The 24,263-nt window shown below is 63.6% G+C and carries 25 protein-coding genes; 8 read left to right on the top strand and 17 right to left on the bottom strand.

What is annotated here, in order from left to right; genetic code table 11:
- Positions 1-74 precede the first annotated feature (74 nt).
- Positions 75-515 carry a carboxymuconolactone decarboxylase family protein gene (locus tag D9M09_RS08940; RefSeq protein WP_121671016.1) on the bottom strand — a complete coding sequence of 147 codons (441 nt, stop codon included), beginning with the start codon at positions 513-515 and terminating at the stop codon, positions 75-77.
- A gap of 103 nt (positions 516-618) precedes the next feature.
- Here D9M09_RS08940 and D9M09_RS08935 point away from each other — a divergent pair, with 103 nt between their 5' ends.
- Positions 619-2,091 carry a PLP-dependent aminotransferase family protein gene (locus D9M09_RS08935; RefSeq protein WP_121669094.1) on the top strand — a complete coding sequence of 491 codons (1,473 nt, stop codon included), beginning with the start codon at positions 619-621 and terminating at the stop codon, positions 2,089-2,091.
- On the opposite strand, the gene D9M09_RS08930 is transcribed toward D9M09_RS08935, so the two are convergent.
- The 5 genes from D9M09_RS08930 to trxC form a co-directional block, all read right to left on the bottom strand.
- Positions 2,060-2,650 (bottom strand): DUF1287 domain-containing protein, encoded by a 591-nt coding sequence (locus D9M09_RS08930; RefSeq protein WP_070312369.1) that lies wholly within the window; start codon positions 2,648-2,650, stop codon positions 2,060-2,062. The two genes, D9M09_RS08935 and D9M09_RS08930, sit on opposite strands and share 32 nt — an antisense overlap.
- Positions 2,651-2,711: 61 nt before the next feature.
- A complete protein-coding gene (locus D9M09_RS08925; RefSeq protein WP_070312368.1) occupies positions 2,712-3,044 on the bottom strand; it encodes a DUF6616 family protein in 333 nt (110 codons plus the stop codon).
- Positions 3,045-3,061: 17 nt separating this feature from the next.
- A complete protein-coding gene (locus D9M09_RS08920; protein WP_121669093.1) occupies positions 3,062-3,808 on the bottom strand; it encodes a HEAT repeat domain-containing protein in 747 nt (248 codons plus the stop codon).
- On the bottom strand, positions 3,805-4,326 hold the full coding sequence (locus tag D9M09_RS08915; RefSeq protein WP_205602384.1) for a MarR family winged helix-turn-helix transcriptional regulator: 522 nt from the start codon (positions 4,324-4,326) through the stop codon (positions 3,805-3,807). Before D9M09_RS08915 ends, D9M09_RS08920 begins: the two co-directional genes overlap by 4 nt.
- 70 nt (positions 4,327-4,396) lie before the next feature.
- On the bottom strand, positions 4,397-4,849 hold the full coding sequence (trxC, locus tag D9M09_RS08910) for a thioredoxin TrxC (protein WP_099408708.1): 453 nt from the start codon (positions 4,847-4,849) through the stop codon (positions 4,397-4,399).
- Positions 4,850-4,996: 147 nt separating this feature from the next.
- On the opposite strand from trxC, the gene D9M09_RS08905 reads away from it, so the two are divergent.
- On the top strand, positions 4,997-6,427 hold the full coding sequence (locus D9M09_RS08905; RefSeq protein WP_121669091.1) for a coniferyl aldehyde dehydrogenase: 1,431 nt from the start codon (positions 4,997-4,999) through the stop codon (positions 6,425-6,427).
- On the opposite strand, the gene D9M09_RS08900 is transcribed toward D9M09_RS08905, so the two are convergent.
- The gene (locus D9M09_RS08900) at positions 6,428-7,033 is read right to left on the bottom strand and encodes a LysE/ArgO family amino acid transporter (RefSeq protein ID WP_070312363.1); all 606 of its coding nucleotides are present in this window, start codon (positions 7,031-7,033) and stop codon (positions 6,428-6,430) included. It lies immediately after the preceding gene.
- 204 nt (positions 7,034-7,237) lie between these two features.
- On the opposite strand from D9M09_RS08900, the gene D9M09_RS08895 reads away from it, so the two are divergent.
- Both D9M09_RS08895 and D9M09_RS08890 read left to right on the top strand, forming a co-directional pair.
- Positions 7,238-8,128 carry a LysR family transcriptional regulator ArgP gene (locus tag D9M09_RS08895; protein WP_035817600.1) on the top strand — a complete coding sequence of 297 codons (891 nt, stop codon included), beginning with the start codon at positions 7,238-7,240 and terminating at the stop codon, positions 8,126-8,128.
- Positions 8,129-8,233: 105 nt separating this feature from the next.
- Positions 8,234-9,256 (top strand): alpha/beta hydrolase, encoded by a 1,023-nt coding sequence (locus D9M09_RS08890; RefSeq protein ID WP_121669090.1) that lies wholly within the window; start codon positions 8,234-8,236, stop codon positions 9,254-9,256.
- 106 nt (positions 9,257-9,362) lie between these two features.
- Here D9M09_RS08890 and D9M09_RS08885 read toward each other — a convergent pair whose 3' ends face one another.
- From D9M09_RS08885 to D9M09_RS08855, 7 genes are all read right to left on the bottom strand, one after another.
- Positions 9,363-10,001, bottom strand: a complete 639-nt coding sequence (locus D9M09_RS08885; protein ID WP_070218260.1) for a phasin family protein — start codon at positions 9,999-10,001, stop codon at positions 9,363-9,365.
- Positions 10,002-10,280: 279 nt separating this feature from the next.
- Positions 10,281-10,616, bottom strand: coding sequence for a hypothetical protein (locus D9M09_RS08880; protein WP_070218261.1), 336 nt, complete (start codon positions 10,614-10,616; stop codon positions 10,281-10,283).
- A gap of 27 nt (positions 10,617-10,643) precedes the next feature.
- Positions 10,644-11,015: a VOC family protein gene (locus D9M09_RS08875; RefSeq protein WP_205602343.1), complete on the bottom strand. Its 372-nt coding sequence runs from the start codon at positions 11,013-11,015 to the stop codon at positions 10,644-10,646.
- A 71-nt stretch (positions 11,016-11,086) separates the two neighbouring features.
- Entirely contained in the window at positions 11,087-11,692 is a 606-nt protein-coding gene (locus D9M09_RS08870; protein ID WP_121669089.1) for a pyridoxamine 5'-phosphate oxidase family protein, read from the bottom strand.
- Between the two features lie 11 nt (positions 11,693-11,703).
- A complete protein-coding gene (locus tag D9M09_RS08865) occupies positions 11,704-12,981 on the bottom strand; it encodes a YncE family protein (protein WP_070218263.1) in 1,278 nt (425 codons plus the stop codon).
- A 57-nt stretch (positions 12,982-13,038) separates the two neighbouring features.
- The gene (locus D9M09_RS08860) at positions 13,039-13,932 is read right to left on the bottom strand and encodes a creatininase family protein (RefSeq protein WP_346428573.1); all 894 of its coding nucleotides are present in this window, start codon (positions 13,930-13,932) and stop codon (positions 13,039-13,041) included.
- Between the two features lie 523 nt (positions 13,933-14,455).
- Positions 14,456-14,722, bottom strand: a complete 267-nt coding sequence (locus tag D9M09_RS08855) for a hypothetical protein (RefSeq protein WP_162995614.1) — start codon at positions 14,720-14,722, stop codon at positions 14,456-14,458.
- 350 nt (positions 14,723-15,072) lie between these two features.
- Here D9M09_RS08855 and D9M09_RS08850 point away from each other — a divergent pair, with 350 nt between their 5' ends.
- The gene (locus tag D9M09_RS08850; protein ID WP_070289735.1) at positions 15,073-15,441 is read left to right on the top strand and encodes a hypothetical protein; all 369 of its coding nucleotides are present in this window, start codon (positions 15,073-15,075) and stop codon (positions 15,439-15,441) included.
- Between the two features lie 92 nt (positions 15,442-15,533).
- On the opposite strand, the gene D9M09_RS08845 is transcribed toward D9M09_RS08850, so the two are convergent.
- From D9M09_RS08845 to D9M09_RS08835, 3 genes are all read right to left on the bottom strand, one after another.
- Positions 15,534-17,174 (bottom strand): methyl-accepting chemotaxis protein, encoded by a 1,641-nt coding sequence (locus tag D9M09_RS08845; protein ID WP_121669086.1) that lies wholly within the window; start codon positions 17,172-17,174, stop codon positions 15,534-15,536.
- Between the two features lie 92 nt (positions 17,175-17,266).
- Positions 17,267-18,388, bottom strand: a complete 1,122-nt coding sequence (locus D9M09_RS08840) for a patatin-like phospholipase family protein (protein WP_373631368.1) — start codon at positions 18,386-18,388, stop codon at positions 17,267-17,269.
- 312 nt (positions 18,389-18,700) lie between these two features.
- Entirely contained in the window at positions 18,701-19,627 is a 927-nt protein-coding gene (locus D9M09_RS08835) for a LysR family transcriptional regulator (RefSeq protein ID WP_121669085.1), read from the bottom strand.
- 107 nt (positions 19,628-19,734) lie between these two features.
- Here D9M09_RS08835 and D9M09_RS08830 point away from each other — a divergent pair, with 107 nt between their 5' ends.
- The 3 genes from D9M09_RS08830 to D9M09_RS08820 all read left to right on the top strand — a co-directional run bounded on the left by D9M09_RS08830 (position 19,735) and on the right by D9M09_RS08820 (position 24,045).
- Positions 19,735-21,294, top strand: a complete 1,560-nt coding sequence (locus D9M09_RS08830) for an MFS transporter (RefSeq protein WP_121669084.1) — start codon at positions 19,735-19,737, stop codon at positions 21,292-21,294.
- 220 nt (positions 21,295-21,514) lie between these two features.
- Complete coding sequence (locus D9M09_RS08825; RefSeq protein ID WP_070218271.1) at positions 21,515-22,732, top strand: maltoporin; 1,218 nt, start codon at positions 21,515-21,517, stop codon at positions 22,730-22,732.
- Positions 22,733-23,031: 299 nt separating this feature from the next.
- Positions 23,032-24,045, top strand: coding sequence for a substrate-binding domain-containing protein (locus tag D9M09_RS08820; protein WP_121669083.1), 1,014 nt, complete (start codon positions 23,032-23,034; stop codon positions 24,043-24,045).
- The last annotated feature ends 218 nt before the right edge of the window (positions 24,046-24,263 follow it).

The following is a 24,263-nucleotide window of genomic DNA, read 5'->3' as shown; positions in this document are numbered from 1 at the left end:
TCCCTGGCTGATCAATCGTCCTGCCAGCCTACGCAGGCAGCAGCCAGGCGTCTGTTCGCGAACGAACAAAGAGCTTATTCAGGCATCTTGCGAAAGCCCACGGCCAGGCGGTTCCAGGTATTGATGGAGCCGATGGCCAGAGTGACGTTGACCATCTCGGCCGACGTCAATTGCTGCGCCAGCGCCGCATAGTCTTCGTCGGACGCATGATTTTGCGGCAGCAGGGTCAGCGCCTCCGTCCAGGCCAGCACGGCCCGCTCGCGCGGCGTGAAGAACGGCGTTTCGCGCCAGACGGAGACGGCATACAGACGGCGCTCCGTTTCGCCCGCCTTGCGCGCATCACTCGTGTGCATGTCCACGCAAAAGGCGCAGCCATTGATTTGCGAGGCGCGCAGGCGGATCAGCTCGAGCAGCGAGTGTTCCACGCCCAGTTTGGCGATGGCCGCTTCCAGCGCATACATGGCCTTGACGGCGTCGGGCGAGGCTTGCGTGAAATCGAGTCGTTGCTGTGTCATGATGCATTCCTTGATAATGAGAGATGCATCATTGTAGAAGCGCAGGAAGTACGCGCGGCAGGCCAATCCCCACGAAAAACAGCAGACCACCAACAGATACTCCATGGAATTACATATCCTGATCGACGGCACGCGCGACCTGGGCGGCCAGCTGTACCGCCAGCTCAGCGAAGCCATCCGTTCGGGCCGGCTGACGGATGGGCAGCAATTGCCGCCCTCGCGCCTGCTGGCCAGCCAGCTGGGCCTGTCGCGCAAGACGGTGTCCGACGTATATGAAAAGCTCGGCTATGAAAAGCTGCTGGTCGGCAAAGTGGGCGTGGGCAGCTTCGTGCAGACGCCGCATGCCTCGCCGCAGCGCCGCCATGCGAGCGCGCCGCTGGCCAGCGCGCAGCGCATCGCCCGCTGGGAAGCGACACCCACGCCCCTGCGCCGCGCCAGCCAGGAAACGCCGGCACGCTACGCCTTCATCGGCGGACGTGCCACGCCCGCGCATTTCCCGCAGGATGAATGGCGCGCCTGCATGCTGCATGCACTGCGCCAGGGCGGCCAGGCGCGCGGCCGCTATGGCCCCGCGGAAGGCTTGCCCGCCTTGCGCGCGGCGATCGCCGGCCATGCCGCCTTCAGCCGCGGCATCCATTGCACCGAGGAGCAGGTGCTCGTCACCAGCGGCGCGCAGCAAGCCTTGCACCTGCTCGCGCTGACCCTGCTCGAGCCGGGCGACACGGTTGCCGTGGAAGAACCCGGCTACCCCGTGGCGCGCGCCGTGTTCGCCAGCCAGGGCGCGCGCGTGGTGGGCGTCGAAGTGGACGAGGATGGGATCATCGTCGCGCAAATCCCGGACGGCACGCGACTGATCTATGTCACGCCCGCCCATCAATTTCCGCTTGGCATGCCGATGAGCATGGCGCGCCGCCATGCCCTGCTGGAACGGGCGCAGCAGCTGGGCGCCATCATCATCGAGGACGATTACGACAGCGCTTTCCGCTACGAGGGCCGGCCCGAGGATGCGCTGCAAAGCATGGACCGCTACGGTATCGTCGCCCACGTGGGCAGCTTTTCCAAGATCATGCTGCCGGAATTGCGCCTGGGCTATGTCGTGCTGCCGCAAGCCATCGTGGCCGCCATGCAGACGGTGAAATACCTGAGCGATTGCCATACGGCCAGCCTGGGCCAGCATGCGCTGGCCAAGTTCATCGGCGATGGCCATTTGCTGCGCCATATCCGCCGCTGCCACGACATCTATGCGGGGCGGCGCGAACGGCTGCAGCACTGGTTCAACGGCCCCTTGGCCCCATGGTTCCGCCTGGTGCCGGCCAGCGCCGGCTTCCACGTGGCGGCGCTGGCGCAGGCGCCGCTCGATATCGCGGAATTGCTGCGCCGCGCGCGCCTGGCCGACGTCAGCCTGTATGCGCTGGCCGGTTTTTACCACGGTCCAGCCCGCCATGAAGGCCTGTTCCTCGGCTATGGCGCCATCGACAAGCTCGATATCGACACGGCGCTGGCCAGGGTGCTGGCGATCCTGCAAGAGATCGCGCCCCTGCCTCTCAACGGGGTTGCCAACGATAGTGCCCCGTAATCGGATAGCTGAATAAAATGTTTTCCTCGCGCGCGCCCTCGCCGATGTTGTGGATGATCAGCGGCACGCCGCCCCACGACTGCTTGTCGCTGACGATGCCGATGTGGGTCAGGTTGCGCGGCAGGCGCCAGGTGACGATGTCGCCCGCGCGGTAAGCGTTTGCTTCCTTGCTTGGCTGCAGGCTGGTGCCGTGGCGGGCAAAATACGTACCCAGGTTCGGCACGCGCCGGTGGTCGATGTTGCGGTCCGGCCCCTTCATCTGCCAGCGTCCCTGCTGCTGGTACACCTGCCACGCCTTGCGCATGTCTTCGTGCACGAGCACCTGCAAATCCTGCCCAAGTTTACGGTAGGCACGCACGACCACGTCCGTGCACACGCCGCGTTCGAGCGGCACGTCGCCGCCCGGATAGGCGAGGCGCTCGTAGCGCGGGTCGTACTGCAGGGTCACGCCCACCTGGCTGCGGGCGGCGGCGACGAGCGCTTGCGGGGTGGCAGGGGCTGCCGACGCCAGCATGGGCGCCACGGCAAGCATCAGGAGGGAGAACACTTTGATTGGCATCAACGTCGATAATCAGATGGAAATGCCAACTTTACCTTAGCAGCAAGGAAAATGGCGGACGCTAGGCGGCCAGCTGCGCCAGGTGGCCAGGAAAATCCACGGCCGGACCGGCCGCATTGACGGTGTCGAAATAATCATGCCAGCCCGTGGCGGCGATGCCGGCCAGCAAGGCGTCCAGTGCCGCCTCGTCCGGGAAGCGCCAGACGGCATAGAATTGCTGGGGTGCCGCATGCAGCTTGCCGCCGTTGATGGCGCCCATGGCCAGCGCTTCGGCGCCGCTGCCCGACAAGGCCGCCATGCCGGCGCCCACCGTGGCGAAATACGCCTGGCGCGCGGCGCCGTCGAGGGCCAGCCAGGCCGGTTTCGGGCTGTACAGTTCTAACAGGTAATGCATGTTTGTCCTCCAAAGAATCAAGTAAGCGAGCGCTGCGCCCGCTTGCAGATGCGCGCCGTGGCGGCAGCGGGGCTGTCCAGCAGCCATTGCGCGCACAGGCTGCGCACCCAGTCCGGCTGGCTCTTGGCCGCATCGTTGAGCCAGTTGGCCACGGAATCCTGCACGTAGACGGCCGGGTCGGCGCGCAAGGCTTGCAGCAGGGGCAAGGCCAGCTGCGGCTCTTCCTTTAGCCGGGCGATATGCGTGCACCACACACCGCGCGGGCGCAGCGCTTCGCAGGCAAAGCGGCGCACTCTTTCCGACGGGTCCGCCGTCCACGGCGCCAACAGTGCGATGGCATCCAGCAAATGCACGGCCAGCCCGGGCCGCAGCGCCAGCCAGGCCCATTCGCGCACGCCGAAGTGACCATCGTCGGCCAGCGGCCGCATGGCGGCCAGCTGCTGCGGCAAGGTCAAGCCCGCTTGCGCGGCGATGGCAAAGCAGGCCCAGCCCCGCACCGTGTCGGACGGATGCACTTGCAGCATCGCCAGGTCGGTGCCGGCCTCCAGCAGCAATTGCGCCGCCAGCGCCATGCGTCTGGTGATGCCGGCGGCCGCCTGCGCGCGCATCCGCTCCAGGCGGGCCACACCGATAGCGGGCACGGCTGCAGCCAGCAGTTGAGCAAAGTCGACGGCCAGCCCTTCCGTCAAGGTGGCGCTGGCCACCGTTCCCTGGTTCAGCAGGGCCAGGCGCGCGGGCGCGACGTCGGCGACGCCGCGGCTCATGCAGCACCCTGCATTTCACCCTTCTCCGTCTTGCGCCAGGCTTTTTCCAGCAGCGCACTCAATAATTGCATTTCTTCCGGCGTGAAATCGGCAAACAGGCTGGCGATCCATTGCGCGTGCTCATCGACCAGGGTGGCGGCCGCCGCGTCTCCCTTGGCACTGAGGCGCACCAGAAGCTTGCGCCGGTCGACCTGGTCCGCGTGGCGCGCCAGGAAGCCGTCGCGCTCCAGGCCGTCGAGCAAGCCCGTGATGGTGCCGCGCGTCACGCCGGCCCGCTCGGCCAGTGCGTGCGGCGAGAGTCCATCAGGCACGTCGCGCAGCAGGGCCAGCAGCACGAACTTGCCTTCCGACAAGCCATGCCGGCCCAGGCGCGTGGCGCAATCGCCATCGATGGCGGACGCCAGGCCCAGCACTTCAAAACACAGGCGCAGGCGTCCGACGGATGCCGGCATGTCGGGGCCAAGCGCGCGGCGCTGCACGTCACCGAGCAAGGCCGTGTATTTCTGTTCGAGTTTTATCATATGGCGCAATATAATATGGCGCCATATTAAATGTCAAATGGAAAACCTGAACGGTTTTCCCTCGTGCTTAGAAACGCGCCTTGTCCCTCGCCCACGCAACGATGGCGTTGGCATCGATGGCGCCCGGCTGGCGCGCCACTTCCACGCCGCGCAAAAACAGGGCCAGGGTGGGAATGCTGCGGATATTGAAACGGCTGCCCAGGTCCGGCGACGCTTCCGTATTCACCTTGACGACGCGAAACGCTGGTTCCAAGGTCCTGGCTGCTTGCACATAGAATGGCGCCATGCTGCGGCACGGGCCGCACCATGGCGCCCAGAAGTCCACCAGCACGGGAATGTCGCTGCGTTCGATATGCTTGAGGAAACGGGCGCTGGCCAGGTCCACGGGCTGGCCCGTGAATAGCTCCTTCTGACACTTGCCGCACGTGGGCTGTTCCGTGAGCCGGGCCGCCGGCAGGCGGTTGACGGCGTCGCAATGGGGGCACACGATGTGCAGGGAGTCTGGCGTGGTCGAGGTCATGGCATTCCTGGAAAGCGTAGCGTCAAGTTGACGGACATTTTACGGGGTATCGGGCAGCAGCGTCGGCTCGCTGGCGGCACATTTGCCAATACTCGCCTATAGTGCGCTGGAACGGCGCGCGTATTGCCCGACCGGCCAAGGAGCAACATGCCTGATGTCGCAAACAACATGGAACTGAAGCACGCCGAACTCGCTGCCGCCCTGGCCTTGCAGCGCGCCGCCTGTCTGGCCCACCCCGCGCCGACCCTGGCCGAGCGCAAGCGCGACCTGCAAACCCTGCAGCGCTACCTGCGCGACCACAAACAAGCGCTGTGCGCGGCGATCAGCGCCGATTATGGCAACCGCTCCCACCACGAAACCTTGCTGGCGGAGATATTCCCCGCCATCGACGGCATCGACCACGTACTGAAAAAGTTGAAAAAGTGGATGACACCGCAGCGCCGCAGCGTGGACTGGCGCAATTTTCCGGGCGCCCGCAACCGCGTGCTGCCCCAGCCCTTGGGCGTGGTAGGCGTCATCGTGCCGTGGAATTTCCCCGTCAACCTGAGTCTGGTGCCTCTGACTTACATTTTTGCCGCCGGCAACCGCGCCATGGTCAAGATGAGCGAGAACTCGCGCCACCTGGCGCGGCTGCTGATGGAGACCATGCCCGCCTATTTCCCGCCGGAAAAGCTGCAGTTTGTTGACGAAACGGGCGGCGTGGGCATGGCGTTTTCGCAACTGCCGTTCGACCATCTGCTATTTACGGGTTCCGGCCAGACGGGCCGGGCCGTCATGGCGGCGGCCGCACGCAATCTGTGCCCCGTCACGCTGGAGTTGGGCGGCAAGGCGCCGGCCATCGTCTGCGCCGATTTCGACGTGCGCACGGCTGCCGAGCGCATCCTGTTCGTCAAGTACCTGAATGCGGGGCAAATCTGCACCAGCGTCGACCACGCCTGGCTGCCCGAGGCCGCCATCGCCGCCTTCGTCGAGCATGCGCGCCGGATCGTGCCCACGCGCTACCCGCGGCTGGAAACGCCCGACTACACCTCCATCATCGACGAGGCCGCCTTTGAGCGCCTGCTGCAGGCCCTGGATGAAGCGCGGGAACGGGGCGCGCAAGTGATTTCGCTGCTGCCGGGGCCTGCATACGACCGCGCCACGCGCAAGATCGCGCCGCATATCGTGCTCGACGCGCCCGAAGACAGCCTGCTGCTGACGCGGGAAATCTTCGGCCCCGTCCTGCCCCTGCGCGGCTATGCCGACCTGGAAACGGTGATCGCCAGCATCAACGGGGGGCCGCGTCCGCTGGCCATCTATCCGTTCAGCAACGACAAGCAGACCGTGCAGATGCTGATCGACACGGTGATGTCGGGCGGCGTGTCCGTCAACGACGCGCTGTTCCACGTGGGCCAGCATGATCTGCCCTTCGGCGGCGTGGGCGAGTCCGGCATGGGCCACTACCACGGCGTCGAAGGTTTTCACACATTCAGCAAGCTGCGGCCCGTGTTCTACCAGGCGCGCTACAGCCCTTTGACGCTGCTGCGGCCGCCATACGGCAAGCTGGCCAGCCGCGTATTGAACTTCCTGACCCGCTGATTACAGGAACAGCGAGGCGGCGATGGCCCACATGACGAGGGCGATAATGCCGTCGAGCACGCGCCATGCCATGGGCTTGGCAAACACGGGCGCCAGGTAGCGGGCGCCAAAGCCCAGCAGGAAGAACCACAGGGCCGAGGCCATGATGGCGCCGCCGGCGAAGTAAAAGCGTCCCACGCCTTCATGCTGGCCGCCGATCGAGCCAAGCAAAATCACCGTATCGAGGAAGGCGTGCGGGTTCAGCAAGCTGAACGCCAGCGCCGCGCCGATCACGGCCCAATAGCCTTCGGGCGCCTTGGCGGCCGATACCGTCATGGCCGTCGGGCGCCAGGCCGATTTGGCCGCGCGCAAGCCGTAGGCGATCAGGAAGGTGGCGCCGCCCGCCTTGGCCCACAGCAGGAAATTGGGATTGTCGGCGATGAAGGTGCCCATGCCCGCCACGCCGGCCGTGATCAGGATGGCGTCGCACAACAAACATACAAGAATGCAGGTGAGCACGTAGTGACGCTTCAAGCCCTGCTTGAGCAAGAAGGCGTTTTGCGTGCCGATGGCCACGATCAGGCTCGCGCCGAGCCCCATGCCTTTCAAGAAAATTGCGCTGTCCATATCGATTCCTTTCCATTGCTTTCCATCACGCGCACGGCCGCCCACGCTCTGCCGGCAACGGCAAAGTCATCAGAGGTAGGTGGAGGGTGGTGCGGTACCAGGGGGACCGCGCGGGAGAGTGGAGTTGTTACCCTATTTCAACAGTGTAAAGAAAAAGTAAATATAAGTATAATGAATGATTCTAAACATATATAAGAGAAACTTATGCGCGTCGTCGATTACCGTGGATTGGCCGCCCTCGACGCCGTGATCGGCCTGGGCAGCTTTGAAAAGGCCGCGCAGGCGCTGGCGATCAGCCAGCCGGCCGTGTCGCAGCGCATCCGCACCCTGGAAAACCTGGAAGGCACGTTATTGATCATCCGCAGCCACCCGCCCCTGCCGACGGAAGCGGGCCAGCGCCTGATCGCCCATTACCGGCAAGTCAAGCTGCTCGAAGCGGCGCTCGACGCCCAGCCCGGCCCCACGACGCAATTGCCGGCACTGGCCATCGCCGTCAACGCCGACAGCGCCGCCACGTGGATCCCGGAAGCGCTGGGGCCGCTGCTGTCGCCGCCGTCCTGCCTGCTCGATATCCGCCTCGACGACCAGGACCATACCCTGAGCCAGCTGCGCGAAGGACGCGTGTTTGCCTGCGTCACCAGCGCCAACGACCTGGTGGCCGGCACCACGGCCACGCCGCTGGGCGGCATGCGCTACCTGTGCGTGGCGTCCCCCGCATTCGCGCAGCAGTGGTTTCCGCATGGATTTACGGTGGAAGCCGTCAGCCAGGCGCCCGCCATCACCTTTGGCAGCAAGGATGCGCTGCACGAGCGCTATCTGCAGCACCGCCTCGGCTACACGGGCCGCTATCCGCACCATGTGCTCGGTTCGGCGCGCGACTTCGTACGCTTCATCGAAGCGGGCTATGCTTATGGCATGGTGCCCTTGCTGCAGGCGGAAACGGCGCTGGCCGCCGGCCGGCTCGTCGACGTGGCGGCCGGACAGGCGCTCGACGTGCCCCTGACCTGGCATGCCTGGGATATCCAGACCCCCCTCACGCGCACCCTGTCGGACGCCGTCATCGCCACGGCGCGCAAATGGCTGTTACAGGATTGATAGACGCATGCGACAGTTATCTATGATAAAGAGCAACATCCCCATGTGCGCCCTGCCCAGCCTGGCCTACACTGCAAGCATCATCCACAAGAATCAGGAGCCCGCATGACGATCCTGCGCACCACCCTGCTCGGTTTGCTGGCGGCCATCCCGCTCGCTGCCGGCCTGGCTGCCTGTTCGCCCTTGACCGCCATCAATGCCTTGTCATCCGGCAGCACCTCGCAAGTGACGCGCGGCCTGGCCTACGGCCCCCTGCCACGGCAGAAACTCGATGTGTACGCGCCCAAGACCCGCACGGGCCCCGTTCCCGTGGTGGTGTTCTTTTACGGCGGCAACTGGACGACGGGCGAGCGCGCCGACTATGCCTTCGTCGGCCACGCGCTCGCGGCGCGCGGCTACCTGGCCGTGATCGCCGACTACCGGCTGTATCCGGACGTGCACTACCCCGAGATATTGCAGGATGCGGCCCGCGCCGTGGCCTGGGCCGCGATGGAATCGAGCCGCCATGGCGGCGACCCGACGCGTTTGTTTGTCATGGGCCATAGCGCCGGCGCCTACAATGCGGCCATGCTGGCGCTCGACGCCAGCCTGCTGGCGCGCCATGGCATGCGTCCGCACGACTTGCGGGGCTGGATAGGCCTGGCCGGCCCCTATGATTTCCTGCCGATCGAAAACACCATCACCCGGCCCGTGTTCTTTTACCCGGACACGCCCGCCGCTTCGCAGCCCATTCACCACGTGACGGCCGACGCCCCTCCCGCCCTGCTGATCGCTCCAAAGCCCGGCAAGGACAAGCTGGTCGATCCACAACGCAACACAGGCGGCCTGGCCAGTGCCTTGCGCGCGCTGCACCGGTCCGTGACGGAAACCTATTTCGACCATGTGGGCCACGCCACCCTGGTCGCCACGCTGGCCGCCCCGTTGCGCAGGCTGGCGCCCACGCTGGACGCCGTCAGCGCCTTCATCGATGCGAACAGTGGCGCCGGCAACGCGGTCTCGTCAGCGGTCTTGCCCGCAGTCTTGTCAGATACCGGCTCGCCGGCAGGCCCAGCCTTGCCGCCCCGCTCACCTGGCTCAGGCACGCCAGCCCCGGAGCTGCACGCATACGACAAAACGCCCGCCCCGTGAAGGGCGGGCGCTCTGCCCAAACCAATACGCACAATGCCGCGTGCCGGCTGGCCGCAGAGCAAGGCTCGGCCCTCGCGATGCGGCTCAGCTGCAAGCAGCTTCGTACTTACTCTTTACGGCTGGCGCTGCTGCTCTTGCTTTGAGCGGAGCCCGCTTGCGATGCGCTGCCGCTGGCCGAGCTTTCGCTGCCGGACGACTGCTGGCTGCCCTGGTGGCTGGCGCTTTGCAGGCTTTGACCGTCACGGCTTTGCGCACCGCGCTGCTGGTCGCGGTTAGCGCCGTTTTGCTGATAGGCCTGGAACGGTTCGGCCATGCGCTGCATCGCTTCCTGCTGCTTGCGCACGTTTTTCTCCGTTTCTTCCGAAGCGGTGCGGGCCACTTCTTCAGCCAGGGCCTTGGCGGTACGGCTCGTTTCATTCACATGACGCTCTGCCACATTGGCCAGTTCGACCTGCGTATCGGCAGCCAGGCGCGACACCTGTTGCTGATACTTGCGCAGTTGCTCGGCGGCTGGCTGGCCCGAGGCGGCGGCCACCTGGAATACATCTTCGGCGCGCTCGACCGTCAACAGGTTCTGGCTGGTGACCGTGCTTTCTTCCAGCAAGCCTTGCGCCAGTTGCATGTTCAGGTCACTGAAATGCTGCATCGATTGAAACAGCGACTTCGACAGGCCATTGAAGAAAGCCAGCTGCGCTTCCAGGTGATTTTTGGCGGCGGGGGTAACACTACGGGAATATGGATACATGGAGTTCCTCATTAATAGCGGTTGGGTGGACATAAACAGATGGCGACACCACCGGCTGTCGAACGGTGAGACAGACAGCCGGGCTACGCCACGAAACGCGAAAAAACATATCCGATTGGTGGGAAGATGCTTTGCAACGCGAGTCCCAAGGCTACGTGAGCACCGCAGGTGAGGCATGATCTGGATCAAAGGTGCGCTAGGCTGCGCAAAAAGTTTGGGCTGGACGGCTTGCTCTTGGCAAACGTCAGTAACGGAAAGGGAAATCTGTGTCAGGCAAGCTCAGCCAGCGGCGCCCGTGCCCGGCACGACGGGCTTGTAGCCATGGCTGCGCAGCGACGCTTCCAGCCAGCGGTTGCCGTACCAGCCGCGCGCCAGCAGGTAACTGAGTTCCGCGCCGGCCATCAGCAGCATCATCGGGCCGATGCGCATTTCGGTGGCGAGATGGCTGCCAAACCACAGGCACACATCCATTGCCAACATGAGCAGCACCAGCCACCAGCGGCGCTTGGCGACCGCCCAGAACGAACCCAGGAACAGGGCCGGCCAGGAGAAACCCGCTTTGACGTAGGCATAGCGGCCGGCATCATCGGCAAACAGGGTGGCGCTGTGCTTCATGCTGCTCTCTTCAGGTAATGCCCGGCATCAAGGCTCGGGACGGTGGCAGACGGCTTCGACATTATGGCCATCGGGCCCCAGCACGAAAGCGCCATAGTAATTCGGGTGATAGATGGCGCGGATGCCGGGCGCGCCATTGTCCTTGCCGCCCGCTTCCAGCGCGGCCTTGTAGAACGCGTCCACCTGGGCGCGGTTGTCGGCCGCGAAGGCGAGATGCATGCCGGCATGCGCCGCGCCGCCCACGCCGAACCAGAAATCGGGCTTGCCATCCTTGCCCATGCCAACCCAGCCCTGCTCTTCCATCACCACCGAGACGCCCAGAGGCGCCAGGGCGGCGGAAAAGAAAGCCTTGCTGGCCTGTGCATCGCTGACAGTCAAACCGATGTGATCAAGAATCATGATGGCGCTCCTTGCAGGTAGTGGGAAAGGAAGCGCAGTATGCGCCAGCATTGCCTTTTAAGCAAGCAAAGCTACAGATCCTGCGCGTAGCGGGCAAGCATCTGCTCCTGTGTTTCCAGCGGGCCGATACTTCCCGTCTGGTCCCCGATCATCCGGCCCATCGTCGGCAGGACGGAGCGTTCGACCTGAGCCGTGCTATCCCACAGGCGCGCACGCATCAGGGCCTTGGCGCAGTGCAGATAAGCTTCGGCCACGCGCAGGCGCATGACCAGGCGCGGCGGGTTGCGCTCGCCGGCAAAATACGCCAGCAGCGCCGCATCGTCGCTGAGACTGGCCTCGCCATTCACGCGCAAGGTTTCATCGACGCCGGGAATCATGAACAGCAGTCCCGCCCTGCCCATCTCGGCAATATTGCTGAAACTGTCCAGGCGGTTATTGCCCTTGGCATCGGGCAGCAGCAGGGTATGGGCATCGAGCACATGCACGAAACCGGGCGCGCCGCCGCGTGGCGAGGCGTCGAGCTGGCCGCCAGCCCCGCCCGTGGCCAGCACGACGAACGGCGACAGCCCGATGAAGGCGATGCAATGCGGGTCGAGGTGGTCGAGCTGCTTGCTCAGCGCCCGCCCCTGCGCGGGCGGATAATGCGCGCGCAGTTGCTCCAGCGAATCGATTTCCATGCGCCCCCCGCTTAGCGCAGATTGCCCGTATGGCCCAGCGAATAGCGGCCCGGCTGCGGCCAGACGGTCAGACCGTGCGGTTCCTGGCCGACTTTCACTTTGGACACGTCGCCGCTGTTCGTATCGATGCGGTACACCACGTCGTCAAAACGGCCGGACAGCCACAGATACTTGCCGTCGGCGCTCACATTGCCCATGTCGGGGCTGCCGCCGCCGGGAATCGGCCAGTTCGACACGACTTTTTCCGTGGCGAAATCGATCACGCTGACGCTGCCCTTGCCCTTCGGCTTGCCGTGGATGCGGTGCGTGCCGCGGTTGGCCACGTACAGCTTTTTACCATCGCGGCTAGGATACAGGCCGTGCGCACCCACGCCCGTCTGGATGAAGCCGATTTCCTTCAGGGTGGCGCCATCGACGATGTGCACGCCGTCGGCGTCCATGTCGGCGATAAAGAATTTCTTGCCGTCCGGCGAGATGCGTATGTCTTGCGGCATGCCCTTCTTGACGCTGCAGATTTCATTCGCGGGGCCGCCCACGGGGCCGGACTCGGCAAAGCGCTTGGCCGGCATCTGCAATTTCAGGTAGCCGTCGACCTTGCGGCCCACCAGGTCGATCTTGGCGATGGTGCCGTCAAATTCGCAGGTGAACATGGCGTAGCGGCCGTCATTCGAGAAATCCGCATGGTTGATGCCGCCGCACTGGGGCGTGTCGATCGAATACTGCACCGCCATGGTTTTCGGATCGCGGAAATCGAGGCGGTGGCGCGCTTCGGCCACGACGATGGCCGACTTGCCGTCCGGCGTGAAATACATATTGTAGGGATCATCGACGGGCACTTCCTTGCCCGGCTTGCCCGTCAAGGGGTCGACCGGCGTCAGGCTGCCCTTGTCCGTGCGCTCGGCATTGTTCGCCACCCACAGGGTGCGCAAGTCCCACGACGGCACGACGTGCTGCGGGCCGCTGCCGACCTTGAACTTGTCGACCACTTTCAGGCTGTCCTGGTCGATCACGTACACGTCGTTCGAGCGCAAATTAGGCACGTAGACGCGGCGCAGGTGATCCTTGACGACGGGGCTCATATTGCTGCTGGCGATGCTGCCGTACACGTTTTTCGGGTCCACCAGCGGCGGCATGCCCGGCAGCGGCGAATAGGCGGCCGCCGGCGCCGCGGCGACAGCGGCCGGGGCCGGCGTGCTGGCGCCGATGACCTGGCTGGCCACGCCCAGGCCGGCCAGTGCGGCAGCCAGGGCGGACAAGGTGACGATGGTGCGTCGTTGAGATTTTTTCATGTGTTTTCGCGTCGTTTCGTTGCAAAAGCCGGAAGTTCAGCACTTCCAGCGGAAGATTTACTTATTTCGTTGCAGCAATTGCTTGATGGCAGCCACCGAGGTGTCCACCTGCAGTTTGATACCGATCTGGCCCAGCTCCTTTGTTGCCCGCGTCGCGTCGCCGCGCACGCCGTCCGCCACACCCGGCTTCGCCCCGTGCGCCATGGCCTCGCTGCGCACGAGCGACGGGTCCGTCGCCAGCATCAAGGCCGCGTCCGCCAAGCCCGCGTGCAGGCCGATCTCGGCGCTGCTGTGGCCGCGCTTCTGCAGTTCGGCAATATAGGCCGATTGCGTGATGTCATAGTAATCGAGCAAGGCGTAGGCGCGCGCTTCCTTGCCCGCGGGTGTCTTGCCCCAGGCGCGGTTGAGTTTATTCGCCACGTTCTGCTCGTTCTTCTGGTAACCACCGTGATCGCCAAGGAAAATGATGTCGCGGAAGCCATGCTGGCGCAGGCTGGCGGCGGCCCCTTCCAGCACGGCTTCGAAGGCGGCCGGCGGTATCGAAATCGTGCCGGCAAAGCGCATGTGGCCGGCCGGCGGCGAAATCGCGCCTTCCGGCACGTAGGACACGACGGGGGCGACGATGGTGTTACCCAGCTGCTGTGCGATCTGGCGCGCCAGCAAGCCGGCGCGCACATTGTGCTTGCCCAGTGCGATATACGGCCCGCTCTGCTCAACGCCGCCGATCGGCACGAGCACGGTGGTGGCGCCGTGCTCGATACGGCTGCGCAACTCCGTGCTGGTCAGTTCTTCCAGCATGACGCTGCCGCTGGCAGGCGCGGCCGCCATGACGGGCGCCGTGCCCAGCAGAGACGACAACGTCAGGACGAACAGGGAAACGAGGGGCTTGCGTGAAATACGGAGCGTGGATGGCGCACACGGCGCCGTTCGCTGGGGGAACTGCAGAGTCATAAGCCAACATCTTTCCGAGGTCAAAGGCGCCGTGCCCGGCCTTGCCAGGCAAGCTGGCTGCCACGCAGGAATTGTATTCCATCATGACGGGAAGGGCACGTTAATTTGACGCGGCAGTTTGCGAGGAATTGACCTGGGGCAGCGAATGGCGCAGCGTCGTCCGCATGAACAGCGAACGCCGTGTCTGATCAGGAGGACCATGCCGACGCGCTAAGTAACCCCCAATAAATTATTGTGATTTCTGACTGCCATAACCGGCGCTCTGCGGCGTTGCTCACTGCTAGCAGTGCCCGCACTGCGTCGCAGCGAGCGCCTTGCACAGCATCCGGTTCTGTTCGTCATAAATTCACACTAATTTCCCGAGGATTACTTAGAAATTGCCGACAAGCCGTTTGCTTCTTACGTTTGCTTCTTACGTTTGCTTCTTACGTTTGCTTCTTACGTTTGCTTCTTACGTTTGCTTATTACGTTTCACGACATCGCCGCTACCCGTCAAGAACAGCCGCAGGTAGTTCGCTCGAATTTACTCAAGCGTATTGCGCCTGCGCCATGCAATAAAACGGCCCAGTGCGGCGCCCGTCATGACCGAGATCAAAAGCCAGCCTTTGACCTCTGCCTCATCCTGAGAAATAACCATCCAACTGCCCATGCCAACGACGAAACCTGCCAAGCCGCCGTAGCCGATGTACATGCGCCGATCCAGATTGTCCACGGTTTGTTGCAACGCTTCAGGACGGGCAATTGCTTCCTGTATAAGGATGGTTCCACATTCGAGGCAACGTGCACTCATGGCTGAATTTTGGGCATTACACACTGGGCAGGTCATCGGCGGCCGAAAAGAAAAGTGGTTAATTGATATAACGTGGCCGAGGATAAAATTTCCAAGAGGCAACTTATATAATATAACATGCCTGTTAGCTGTTTTTCAAAAAATGGTCCGCCAACCGTAATGCGATACCGATATCTGAAACTTTGGCATGGCACCATATTTATTTCCACATCAGCTTGAATAACCCAAGCTTGCACCTTGGCGCTTACGCGAATGTGACAATGTGTGATGTTTCCATGTGGAAAATTTGCTATCGTTGATGGCATTCCTTCCTTATCTTCAGATTGAATCTGATTAAAACCATCCTCTCAATGAAAAGAATATCAACTGCTTTCCTTATTTATCTGACCTTCTGCTCCGCTCTGGCCTTTGTTGACTTCGATTGGGATGCGGAAAACGAACAAGCCGCAAAGTCATCAATCTATAAGCAGACGCTCTACATGAACAACGTCCAACGACAGGCATATATAGACGACCTCGAAACCATCCATTCTGCGGGCATGATGGGGGGAGTAAACGGCAGACGCCTGCATGGAAATGAGGCCAGCGATATTCACGATTTGGCGAACCAGATTCGTCAAAAAACAGGGAGGAACATCGTTGAATTTCCCTCCAAACCGTTTGGCGAGGCCATTTCCAGCTTTTTCAAAATCCCATTTATATTATTGATTAATAAATAGAAAAAACGTTTACTTGGGAATATGGCGTCGATGCGTCAAAGCAGGTGTGGAAGCCTTCCAGCACCTGACAATGACATACGGCATGCCCGAGTTCATCCCAGCATGCGGCGCGCCGGTTGCGCTGCGCGGCGCGGGGCCGTTTCGGGAGCCGGCAAGCCGCCCGCCACCTTCAATGATTTTTCCTTGGCATCGCCGCGCAGGCGGAATACGGCCACCACATCGACCAGTTCGACGGCGCGGTCCTGCAGCGAGGATGCGGCGGCCGCCGCCTCTTCCACCAGGGCCGCGTTTTGCTGGGTGACCTGGTCCATTTGCGAAATGGCCTGGTTCACTTGCTCGATGCCGGCGCTTTGCTCGTGGCTGGCGTTGGCGATGTCGCCCATGATGTCCGTCACGCGGCGGATGCTGGCGACGATTTCTTCCATCGTCGCGCCCGCCTGGTCGACCAGCGCGCTGCCCGTGTTGACCTTATCGACGGAATCCTCGATCAAGCCCTTGATTTCCTTGGCAGCCGCGGCCGAACGCTGCGCCAGGTTGCGCACTTCCGTTGCCACCACGGCGAAGCCGCGGCCCTGCTCGCCCGCGCGGGCCGCTTCGACGGCCGCATTCAGCGCCAAAATGTTGGTTTGGAAGGCAATGCCGTCGATCACGCCGATAATGTCGGCGATCTTCTTCGCCGATTCATTGATCGAGCCCATCGTACCTACTACTTGCGCCACCACGGCGCCGCCCTTGCGCGCCACGTCCGAGGCGGACACGGCCAACGAGTTCGCCTGACGCGCATTGTCCGTATTCTGGCGCACGGCCGAGGTCAGCTCTTCCAGACTGGAGGCCGTTTCTTCCAGCGACGACGCCTGCTGCTCCGTGCGCACGGACAAGTCCGCGTTGCCGGCGGAAATCTGCGCAGCCGCCACGCTGACCGTATCGGCCGAGGCGCGCACGGTGGCGATCACGCCGACTATGCGCTCCAGAAACTTGTTGAAGGCGGTGGCCGTGCGGCCCACTTCATCCATACGCTCGACGGGCATGGCGGCGGACAGGTCCAGCGAGGCGCTGACTCTCTCCAGCGTATGTTCGATATTGCCCAGGCCGCCACTGATGGTGCTGTAGATATGCCAGGCCAGCGCGCCCGTCAACAGCACGGCCACGCCCAGCACGGCCAGCATGGTGTTGAACGCCGTGTCGTAGGCGGCCAGGCTTTCCGCTTTGACATCGTCGACCAGCTTGTTGTTGTAGGCGATATGGTCATCCATGCTCTTTTTCGCGGCGGCGGCCGTGATGGCCAGCGGCGTGCCGGCCAGCAAGGTGGCGCGCACGCCATCCATGTCGCCCGCGTAGGCGGCGGCAAAGAATGGCACGAGCGCGCGGCGGTACGCTTCCATGGCGGCCTGGTCGGCGTCGAGCATCTTGCTGTCCGTCGCGTCGTACAGGCGCTCGGCGCGGTAGGTAGCAATCACTTTGTCGAAATTCGTGTTGGCGTCGGCCACGGCCTTGTCCAGCGCCGTCTTGTCGGCCAGATTCGAGAATACGGACAGGCGATAGCCGGCCAGGCGCGAATCGGCCAGGAAACCCTTGGCCGCATTCAAGCCCTGAATGCTGGGAATGATGCGGTTTTGCACGGTGTCGAAACGTTCCTGGGCGCGCTGTAGCTGGATGGCGCCGCCGGCGCCCAGCAATAGCAGGGCCAGCAAGGCGATGGTGAGGGTCAGAATGAGTTGCTTGGTGATATTCATGGTGTTTCACAGTAAAAAGGTGGCCTGGCAAGGCCAGGCGGGATGAGTAGCTGCCGATCAGGTGGCCAGGACCGGTGGCAGGCGGCGCGGGCTTAGGCCGCCAGCGGGGCTGCGTCAGGCGTGCGGCGCAGCAAGTCGCCATGCTGGCGGCAAAACGCCAGGCCCGCCTTGTGGCCCACGTCGAACAGCAGCTGCATGTTCGAGCTGGACCAGTCCAGGGTATCGGGCCAGTGCTGCTCCGGGATGCCGCCCATCAGATCGAGTTTCAGCAGACGCCGCTTGGGCTGGCCCGTGCGTGCATCCGTGTTGTGCTCGAGCTCAAACAGGCGCAGCTCGCTCTTGGAAATTTTCACCAGCGGCGTGATGATGGAGCGCACCCAGGCGTCGTACAGGTTGCGCGGCTTGCGCAACAGGCGCTCGTCGCCGAGGATGTCGAGGATGACCAGGGTGTCGGCGTCATGGTGCTCGCCCTTGCCTTCGATAAACGGGTCGAAATTGAGCGTGTCGAGGGCCGCGCCTTCGATGTAGTCGTCGCCGTCGATGGTCGTCGGCGCATATAGGAAGGGAAACGACAGGGCCGCGCGCACGTGGATGGGCTCGATCTCGTGCTTGCCCCAGATTTGCATGCGGTGCTCGCTGAGGTTGTAGGCATTGATGTAGAAATCGGGGCGCATGCGCGTCACGCCCGAGAAGTCGACGGCTTTTTCCAGGAAGGGCAAATGCGCGCACAGGCCCAGGCTTTTCGCGGACAGGTCCGATGGCGACAGCGACGACACCATCAGCTTGCCCCAGTCCGACCAGGCCGTGGGCACGCCCGCAAACGTTTGCTGGAACGCCTGAAAAAAAGGATTGTTGGCCGGCGGCTGGAAAGCGTCGCGGAAGGTGCTCGCGTGCATGCCCGGCTTCTGGAATACCTTGTAGTTGATCGGGATCATCTTGTAGATGCTGTCGGCCACGCCCGTGTCGGCCCAGCTTTGCAAGGCCTGGCGCGGCGTGGCCTCGTGCGGCGTCGTGTAAAGCAAACCCATCAGCACTCCCGCGCCGGACGCGGAAATGACGTCGAACTCGATGCCCTCATCGAGGAAAGCGGCCAGCGCGCCGGCGATCAGGGTGGAATTTGGTGCACCGCCACCCAGCAGCAAACCCGTTTTGCGGGCCGGTTTCGCGGTCGCGGCTGGCGCCGGATCCGGCGGCGTCGTCATCACTGTCTTCATGCACACTCCCTGAACGGAACGGGGCAGTCACCCCTTAATTGTTGGTTACTACACGCTTATGGCGCCTAATCCTGCACATGTCCCGGCAACCGCCGAAGCGATGCAATGTTGCAGAAACAGATATGAAATTAACATAAATAAATTCCTTATGGCAATTTCAATAACGTATGACTGGTATTCAGGAAGGGCATAAGCTGATGCTGTGCGGCATTGCTTGATGCGGCGCAGCAAATATAAATTTAGCGGATTAGGATTAATCGCTTTGGGGTAGGAATATTCCCCAACCCGCCGCCAGCGCGGGGGCCAGAGGTATCAAGCGATGGATGCAGGGTCGGGAGGGGACGCGGAAAAATGCAGGTGGGTACACAGATGGTCAACAAAGACGCGAATTTTGGGCGACAGGTGGCGGCTCGACGGCCACAGCACCCAGAACTTGCTCGAGTACAGCAAGCTGTCTGCCAGCACGGCTTGCAGTTCACCGCGCGCGATGGCGTCGCGCACGATAAAGTCAGGCAAATAGGCGAGGCCCACGCCCTGCGTGGCGGCACCGATCAAGGCTTCGATATTGTTGCAAGTCAATGCGGTCGGCAAGCGCAACTCGCCGCCGCTGTCGCCCTCGGCGCGCTGCAGCGCCCATTCCTGCAACTTGCCCGTGGTGGGGAATTTATAGCGCACGCAGGCGTGCCCTTCCAGCGCGCGCGGCGAGGCCGGCACGCCATGGCGGGCGAAGTACGCGGGAGAACCGACGATGGCAAAGGCAAACGGCCCCAGTTCGCGCGCCATCAGCCGCGAATCCGTGAGCGTTCCGCTGCGCACGGCCACGTCGACGCCTTCGGCCACCACGTCGACCAGGCGGTCGTTGAAATCGAGGTCGAGCTCGATCTCCGGGTACTGGCGCGTAAAGTCGGCCAGCAGGGGCAGGATGATGCGGTAGCCGATCACGGGCAGGCTGATGCGCAGCTTGCCGCGCGGCGCCTCGGCCAGGTGCGACAGTTCCGCCTCGGCATCGCCCAGGTCGGCCAGGATGCGCTGGCAGCGCTCGTAAAACAGCGCGCCCTCGTTGCTCAGGCTGATGCGCCGCGTGCTGCGGTTGAGCAGGCGCACGCCCAGCTTTTCTTCCAGCCGCGCCACGCTCTTGCCCACGGCCGAAGCCGACACGCCGAGCAACCGCCCGGCCGCCACATAACTGGAGGTTTCCGCCGCGCGCACGAAAGCGGCAATGCCGTTCAAATTATCCATGCGACCTCAATTAGGGAATATTTGTCCGTTATGAGTGGATTCTCAGCCACTTTTTCATGGATTGCATCCATATTATCATCGGATTCCCTCTTTCTGGAATCATTCCCATGGATACGAATCACCGCATGCAGCCTGCCTCCGCGTCCCGGCGCGCCTTCGTGCTGGCCGCCGTCTGCCTCGCTGCGCTGTGCATGCCGCTCAGTTTTACGGGACCGGCCATCGCCATTCCCGCCATCGCCGCCGAGCTGCGCGGCACGCCGCTGGCGCTGGCCTGGATCACGAATGCCTTCATGCTCAGCTTTGGCGGCTGCCTGATGGTGGCCGGCGCGCTGGCCGACCGTTATGGCCGCAAGCGCGTGTTCTTGCTGGGCATGGCTGTGTTTTCCGCCGCCGCGCTGGCCTTGGCGGCCGCGCCCGCCATCCTGTGGCTCGACGTGCTGCGCGCCGTCCAGGGCCTGGGCTGCGCCATGGCCCTGTCGAGTGGACTGGCGGCCCTGGCGCAGGAATTCGACGGCCCGGCCCGCGCGCGGGCCTTCAGCCTGATCGGTACGGCCTTCGGCGTGGGCCTGGCCTTCGGCCCCTTCTTGGCAGGCACCTTGATCACGCATACGGGCTGGCGTGCCATTTTTGTCTCCACGGCCGTGGCCGGCCTGGCCGCCCTGCTGGCCGCCGCGCGCGCCATGCGCGAAACGCGCGACCCGCAAGCGCAAGGCGTCGATTGGCCCGGCGCCCTGACGTTTACGGGCGCGCTGTCCCTGTTTACCTATGGTTTGCTGCAGGCGCCGCACAAAGGCTGGGCCAGCGCCGCCAGTCTGGGGCTGTTCGGTGGCGCGGCCTTGCTGCTGGCTGCGTTCATCCGCGTGGAGCGGCGCGCCGCGCGGCCCATGCTGGATCTGACCCTGTTCCGCCTGCCCGCCTTTGCCGGCGTGCAATTGCTGGCCGCCGCGCCCGCGTTTTCCTTCGTCGTGCTGCTCGTATTGCTGCCGGCCCGCTTCATCGGCATCGAAGGCTACAGCCCGCTGGAGGCGGGACGCATGATGATCGCCCTGTCCGCGCCCATGCTGGTGCTGCCGGTCCTGGCCGGCCTGGCGGCGCAACGCCTTGCCGCCGCGCACATCTGCGCCAGCGGCCTGCTGCTGGCGGCGGGCGGCTTGCTGTGGCTGTCGACCTGCGCGCCAGGCCAGTCGCCCACCAGCTTGCTGGGGCCACTGCTGCTGATCGGCTGCGGCATCAGCCTGCCCTGGGGCTTGATGGATGGCCTGGCCATCAGCGTCGTGCCCGTCGAGCGGGCCGGCATGGCGGCCGGCATCTTTAACACGACGAGGGTGGCGGGCGAAGGCCTGGCGCTGGCCATCGTCAGCGCGCTGCTGGGCACGTTTACTGTCGCGGCGCTGGGGCACGCCGACCTTGCCGGCATCGGTGCGGAACAGGCGGCGCACGCGGGCTCCTTCCTGGCGCTGGGCGAACTGCGCCATGCGGCCACCCTGCTGCCGCAGGCTGGCGCCGCCGAACTGGCGCAAGCGTACGGCACGGCCTTCCGCCACTTGCTGTATGTGCTGACCAGCATTACCACGACCTCGGCCCTACTGATTCTGGTCTTCCTGCGGCATCCTGCCCCTGTGGCAACGGACTCGACCACCCTGCCCGCCTGCGACACTCCCTCCTGATCTCCTCCTGCCATACACGGCGGCGCCCACGCGCCGTCGCCCGCCTTTGATGTTTCTCCGCAACACCCACAAAGTTTCCGAACGACGCCAAGAACAAAACGAGTTTACTTATCAAAGCGCTTTGAACTATACTCAAAGCGCTTTGAAACATAGTTAAAGCGCTTTGGTTGTGCAAAGTGATGCGCGCCGATCCCACATCTATAAAAACACTGGAGACACAATGAACAAATTTTTCTTGAAAGCGTTGCCAGCGGCAGTGCTCATGGCCTTGAGCGCGTCGGCCCAGGCGGCCCTGCCGATCGACTTCGGCGGTTACATCCGCTCGGGCATCGGCACCAGCAGCGAAGGCGGCAAGGAAGCGTGTTTCGGCCTGGCCGGCGCCTCGTCCAAATATCGTCTGGGCAATGAGTGCGAAACCTACGGCGAGCTGAAATTCGGCGGCGAGGCCTTCAAGGCAGCGAACGGCACCACCTTCCGCATCAATACCCTGGTGGCGTTCTCCGTCAACCAGAACCAGGACTGGGAACAATCGGACCCGTCGTGGCGCGAAATGAACGTGGTGGCGGACAAGATCGGCACGGGCGCCTTCGCCGAAGCGCGCGCCTGGGTCGGCAAGCGCTACTACGACCGCCAGGACGTGCACATCACCGATTACTACTTCTGGAATAACAGCGGCCCTGGCGCCGGCCTGGAAAACATCGACCTGGGCGCGGCCAAGCTGGCCTACGCCATCGTGCGCACGGCCGACGACGGCGACAGCAAGCGCATGGGCCTGTCCCACGACTTGCGCTTCTCCGGCATCAAGGTCAATCCGGACGGCGAACTGACCTTGGGCCTGCAATTCAACCAGAAACGCAACGCGCAAGGCGCAGCCCCCATCGCCAGCGGCCACTTGCTGACCATCATGCATACGCAAGGCAATCTGCTGGGCGGCTTCAACAAGGTGGCACTGCAGTACGGCAAAGGCAGCGCGGCCAACACGGGCGGCTTCAGCCTGGGCGCCAGCAAGGATGACAAGGTCGTGCGCCTGACGGAACAAATCATGATCCAGCCCAAAGGTTCCTGGTCGGGCATGGGTACCTTCGTCTACGAAGACAAGGAAACGGCAGGCGTGAGCAGCAAGTGGACGTCGATCGGCGCGCGCCCCGTCTACCACTTCACGGACAACTACAGCCTGGCCGTGGAACTGGGCCACGACATCGTCAAGCCGGAAGGCGGCGAAAGCCGCAACCTGACCAAGCTGACCTTCGCGCCGCAACTGTCGGCCGGCAACAGCTTCTGGTCGCGCCCCGTGCTGCGCGCCTTCTACACCTACGCCAAATGGAACAAGGCAGCCCAGTCGGCCGCCGCGGCGGAATCGGCGCTGTCGTCGACGGGCGTGTTCGGTGGCAAGACCAATGGCAGCTCGATGGGCTTCCAGGTGGAAAGCTGGTGGTAATCGCCGGCATCTAGAACGTCGGCAAGCGTCCCCGGACGCTTGCCGGTGGCAGCAACAACGCCCGCATTTCGGGGCAGGCAGTAACCGGACCCACCATTTCGCCGCTGCACGCGATGGCCGGCAGCTTCAATGTAGTGATTCAGCAGTATCCTCTTTTAGCGCGGGCGCCCCTGGGTTTGCCCGCGTATTTTTTTGGGCGCCGCCGCCGCAGGTCATACCCCTGATCATTCCGGCATTTATCAGATAAACTACCCTTCATCGCACCGCATCGCTCCCGACCCACCCCATACGCAGCATCCATGAACCTCAAAAATCTCGCCAGAACGCTAGGAATATCCGAAACCACCGTCAGCCGCGCCTTGAATGGCTATCCGGAAGTGAGCGAACGCACGCGCGAGCGGGTGCTGGCCGCCGCGCAGGCGGCCGGCTACCGCCCCAATCCCATGGCGCGCAGCCTGGCTGTGGGGCGCACGAACATCGTCGGCATCATCTACCCGCTGATGCCGAACGACCTGGCCGACCCCATGTTCATCGACATCGTCGGCGGCATGTCCGAAGCGCTGGAAGCGCAGCAGATGGACATGATGATCGCGCCCGCCTCGGCCACCAACGAATTCCACACGTATGAACGCATGGTCAAGGGCCGCCGCATCGATGGCTTGATCGTCGGGCGCACGAAACCGTTCGACGAGCGCATCGCCTACCTGGCGCAGCAGGGCATGCCGTTCGTCGCGCATGGCCGCACGCAGCTGAACCAGCCGCATGCGTGGTTCGACTACGACAACGAAGCGGGCATGCGCCTGGCCGTCGAGCGCCTGGCGCAGCTGGGCCACCAGCGCATCGGCCTGATCAGCGCCACGCCGGACCTGAACTTCGTGCGCCAGCGCGTCGAGAGTTTCCAGCACGCCATGCAGGCGGGCGGCCTGGCCATCGATCCCGACAACCTGGTCGACAATGCGCACGACCGCCGCGCCGGCTACCAGGCCATGCAGCGCCTTCTGGCCCGCTCGCCCCGCCCCACCGCCGTCATCGTCGACAACCACATGTCGGGCGTGGGCGCCGTGCGCGCCCTGCTCGACGCGGGCATCGCCATCGGGCGCGAAATGTCGCTGATCGTCTGGGGCGTGATGGAAGATTCCCTGGCCGGCCACAACGTCACCACCGTCGTCCAGCCCGACCCGCGCGGCGCCGGCGCGAAGATGATCCACATGCTGCTGGCCCTGATGGACGGCACGCCCGTCACCGACCTGCAGGAACTGTGGCCATGCGAACTGTTGCCGGGGGAATCGGCGGGGCCGGTAATCCACGCCTGATTTACCCCTAGAGCAAACTACAGGGGTCGGACACTGCATTGGAATGCATCCCATTGGACGCATTCCCCCTCAGGGTCCGACCCCAGCCTCCGCTTGGGGTTTCGTAAAACGCCCTCTTCCGCTCTGTTTTGCCCTCCTGAATCACCCTCATAAAAAAATCGTATGTCTGGCGCGTGTATCGCTTTACTTTTCAAAGCGCTTTGAACTATACTCATTTC

The organism is Janthinobacterium agaricidamnosum, assembly GCF_003667705.1.
GTDB lineage: Bacteria > Pseudomonadota > Gammaproteobacteria > Burkholderiales > Burkholderiaceae_D > Janthinobacterium.
This window is presented reverse-complemented; position numbering and strand designations above follow the sequence as displayed.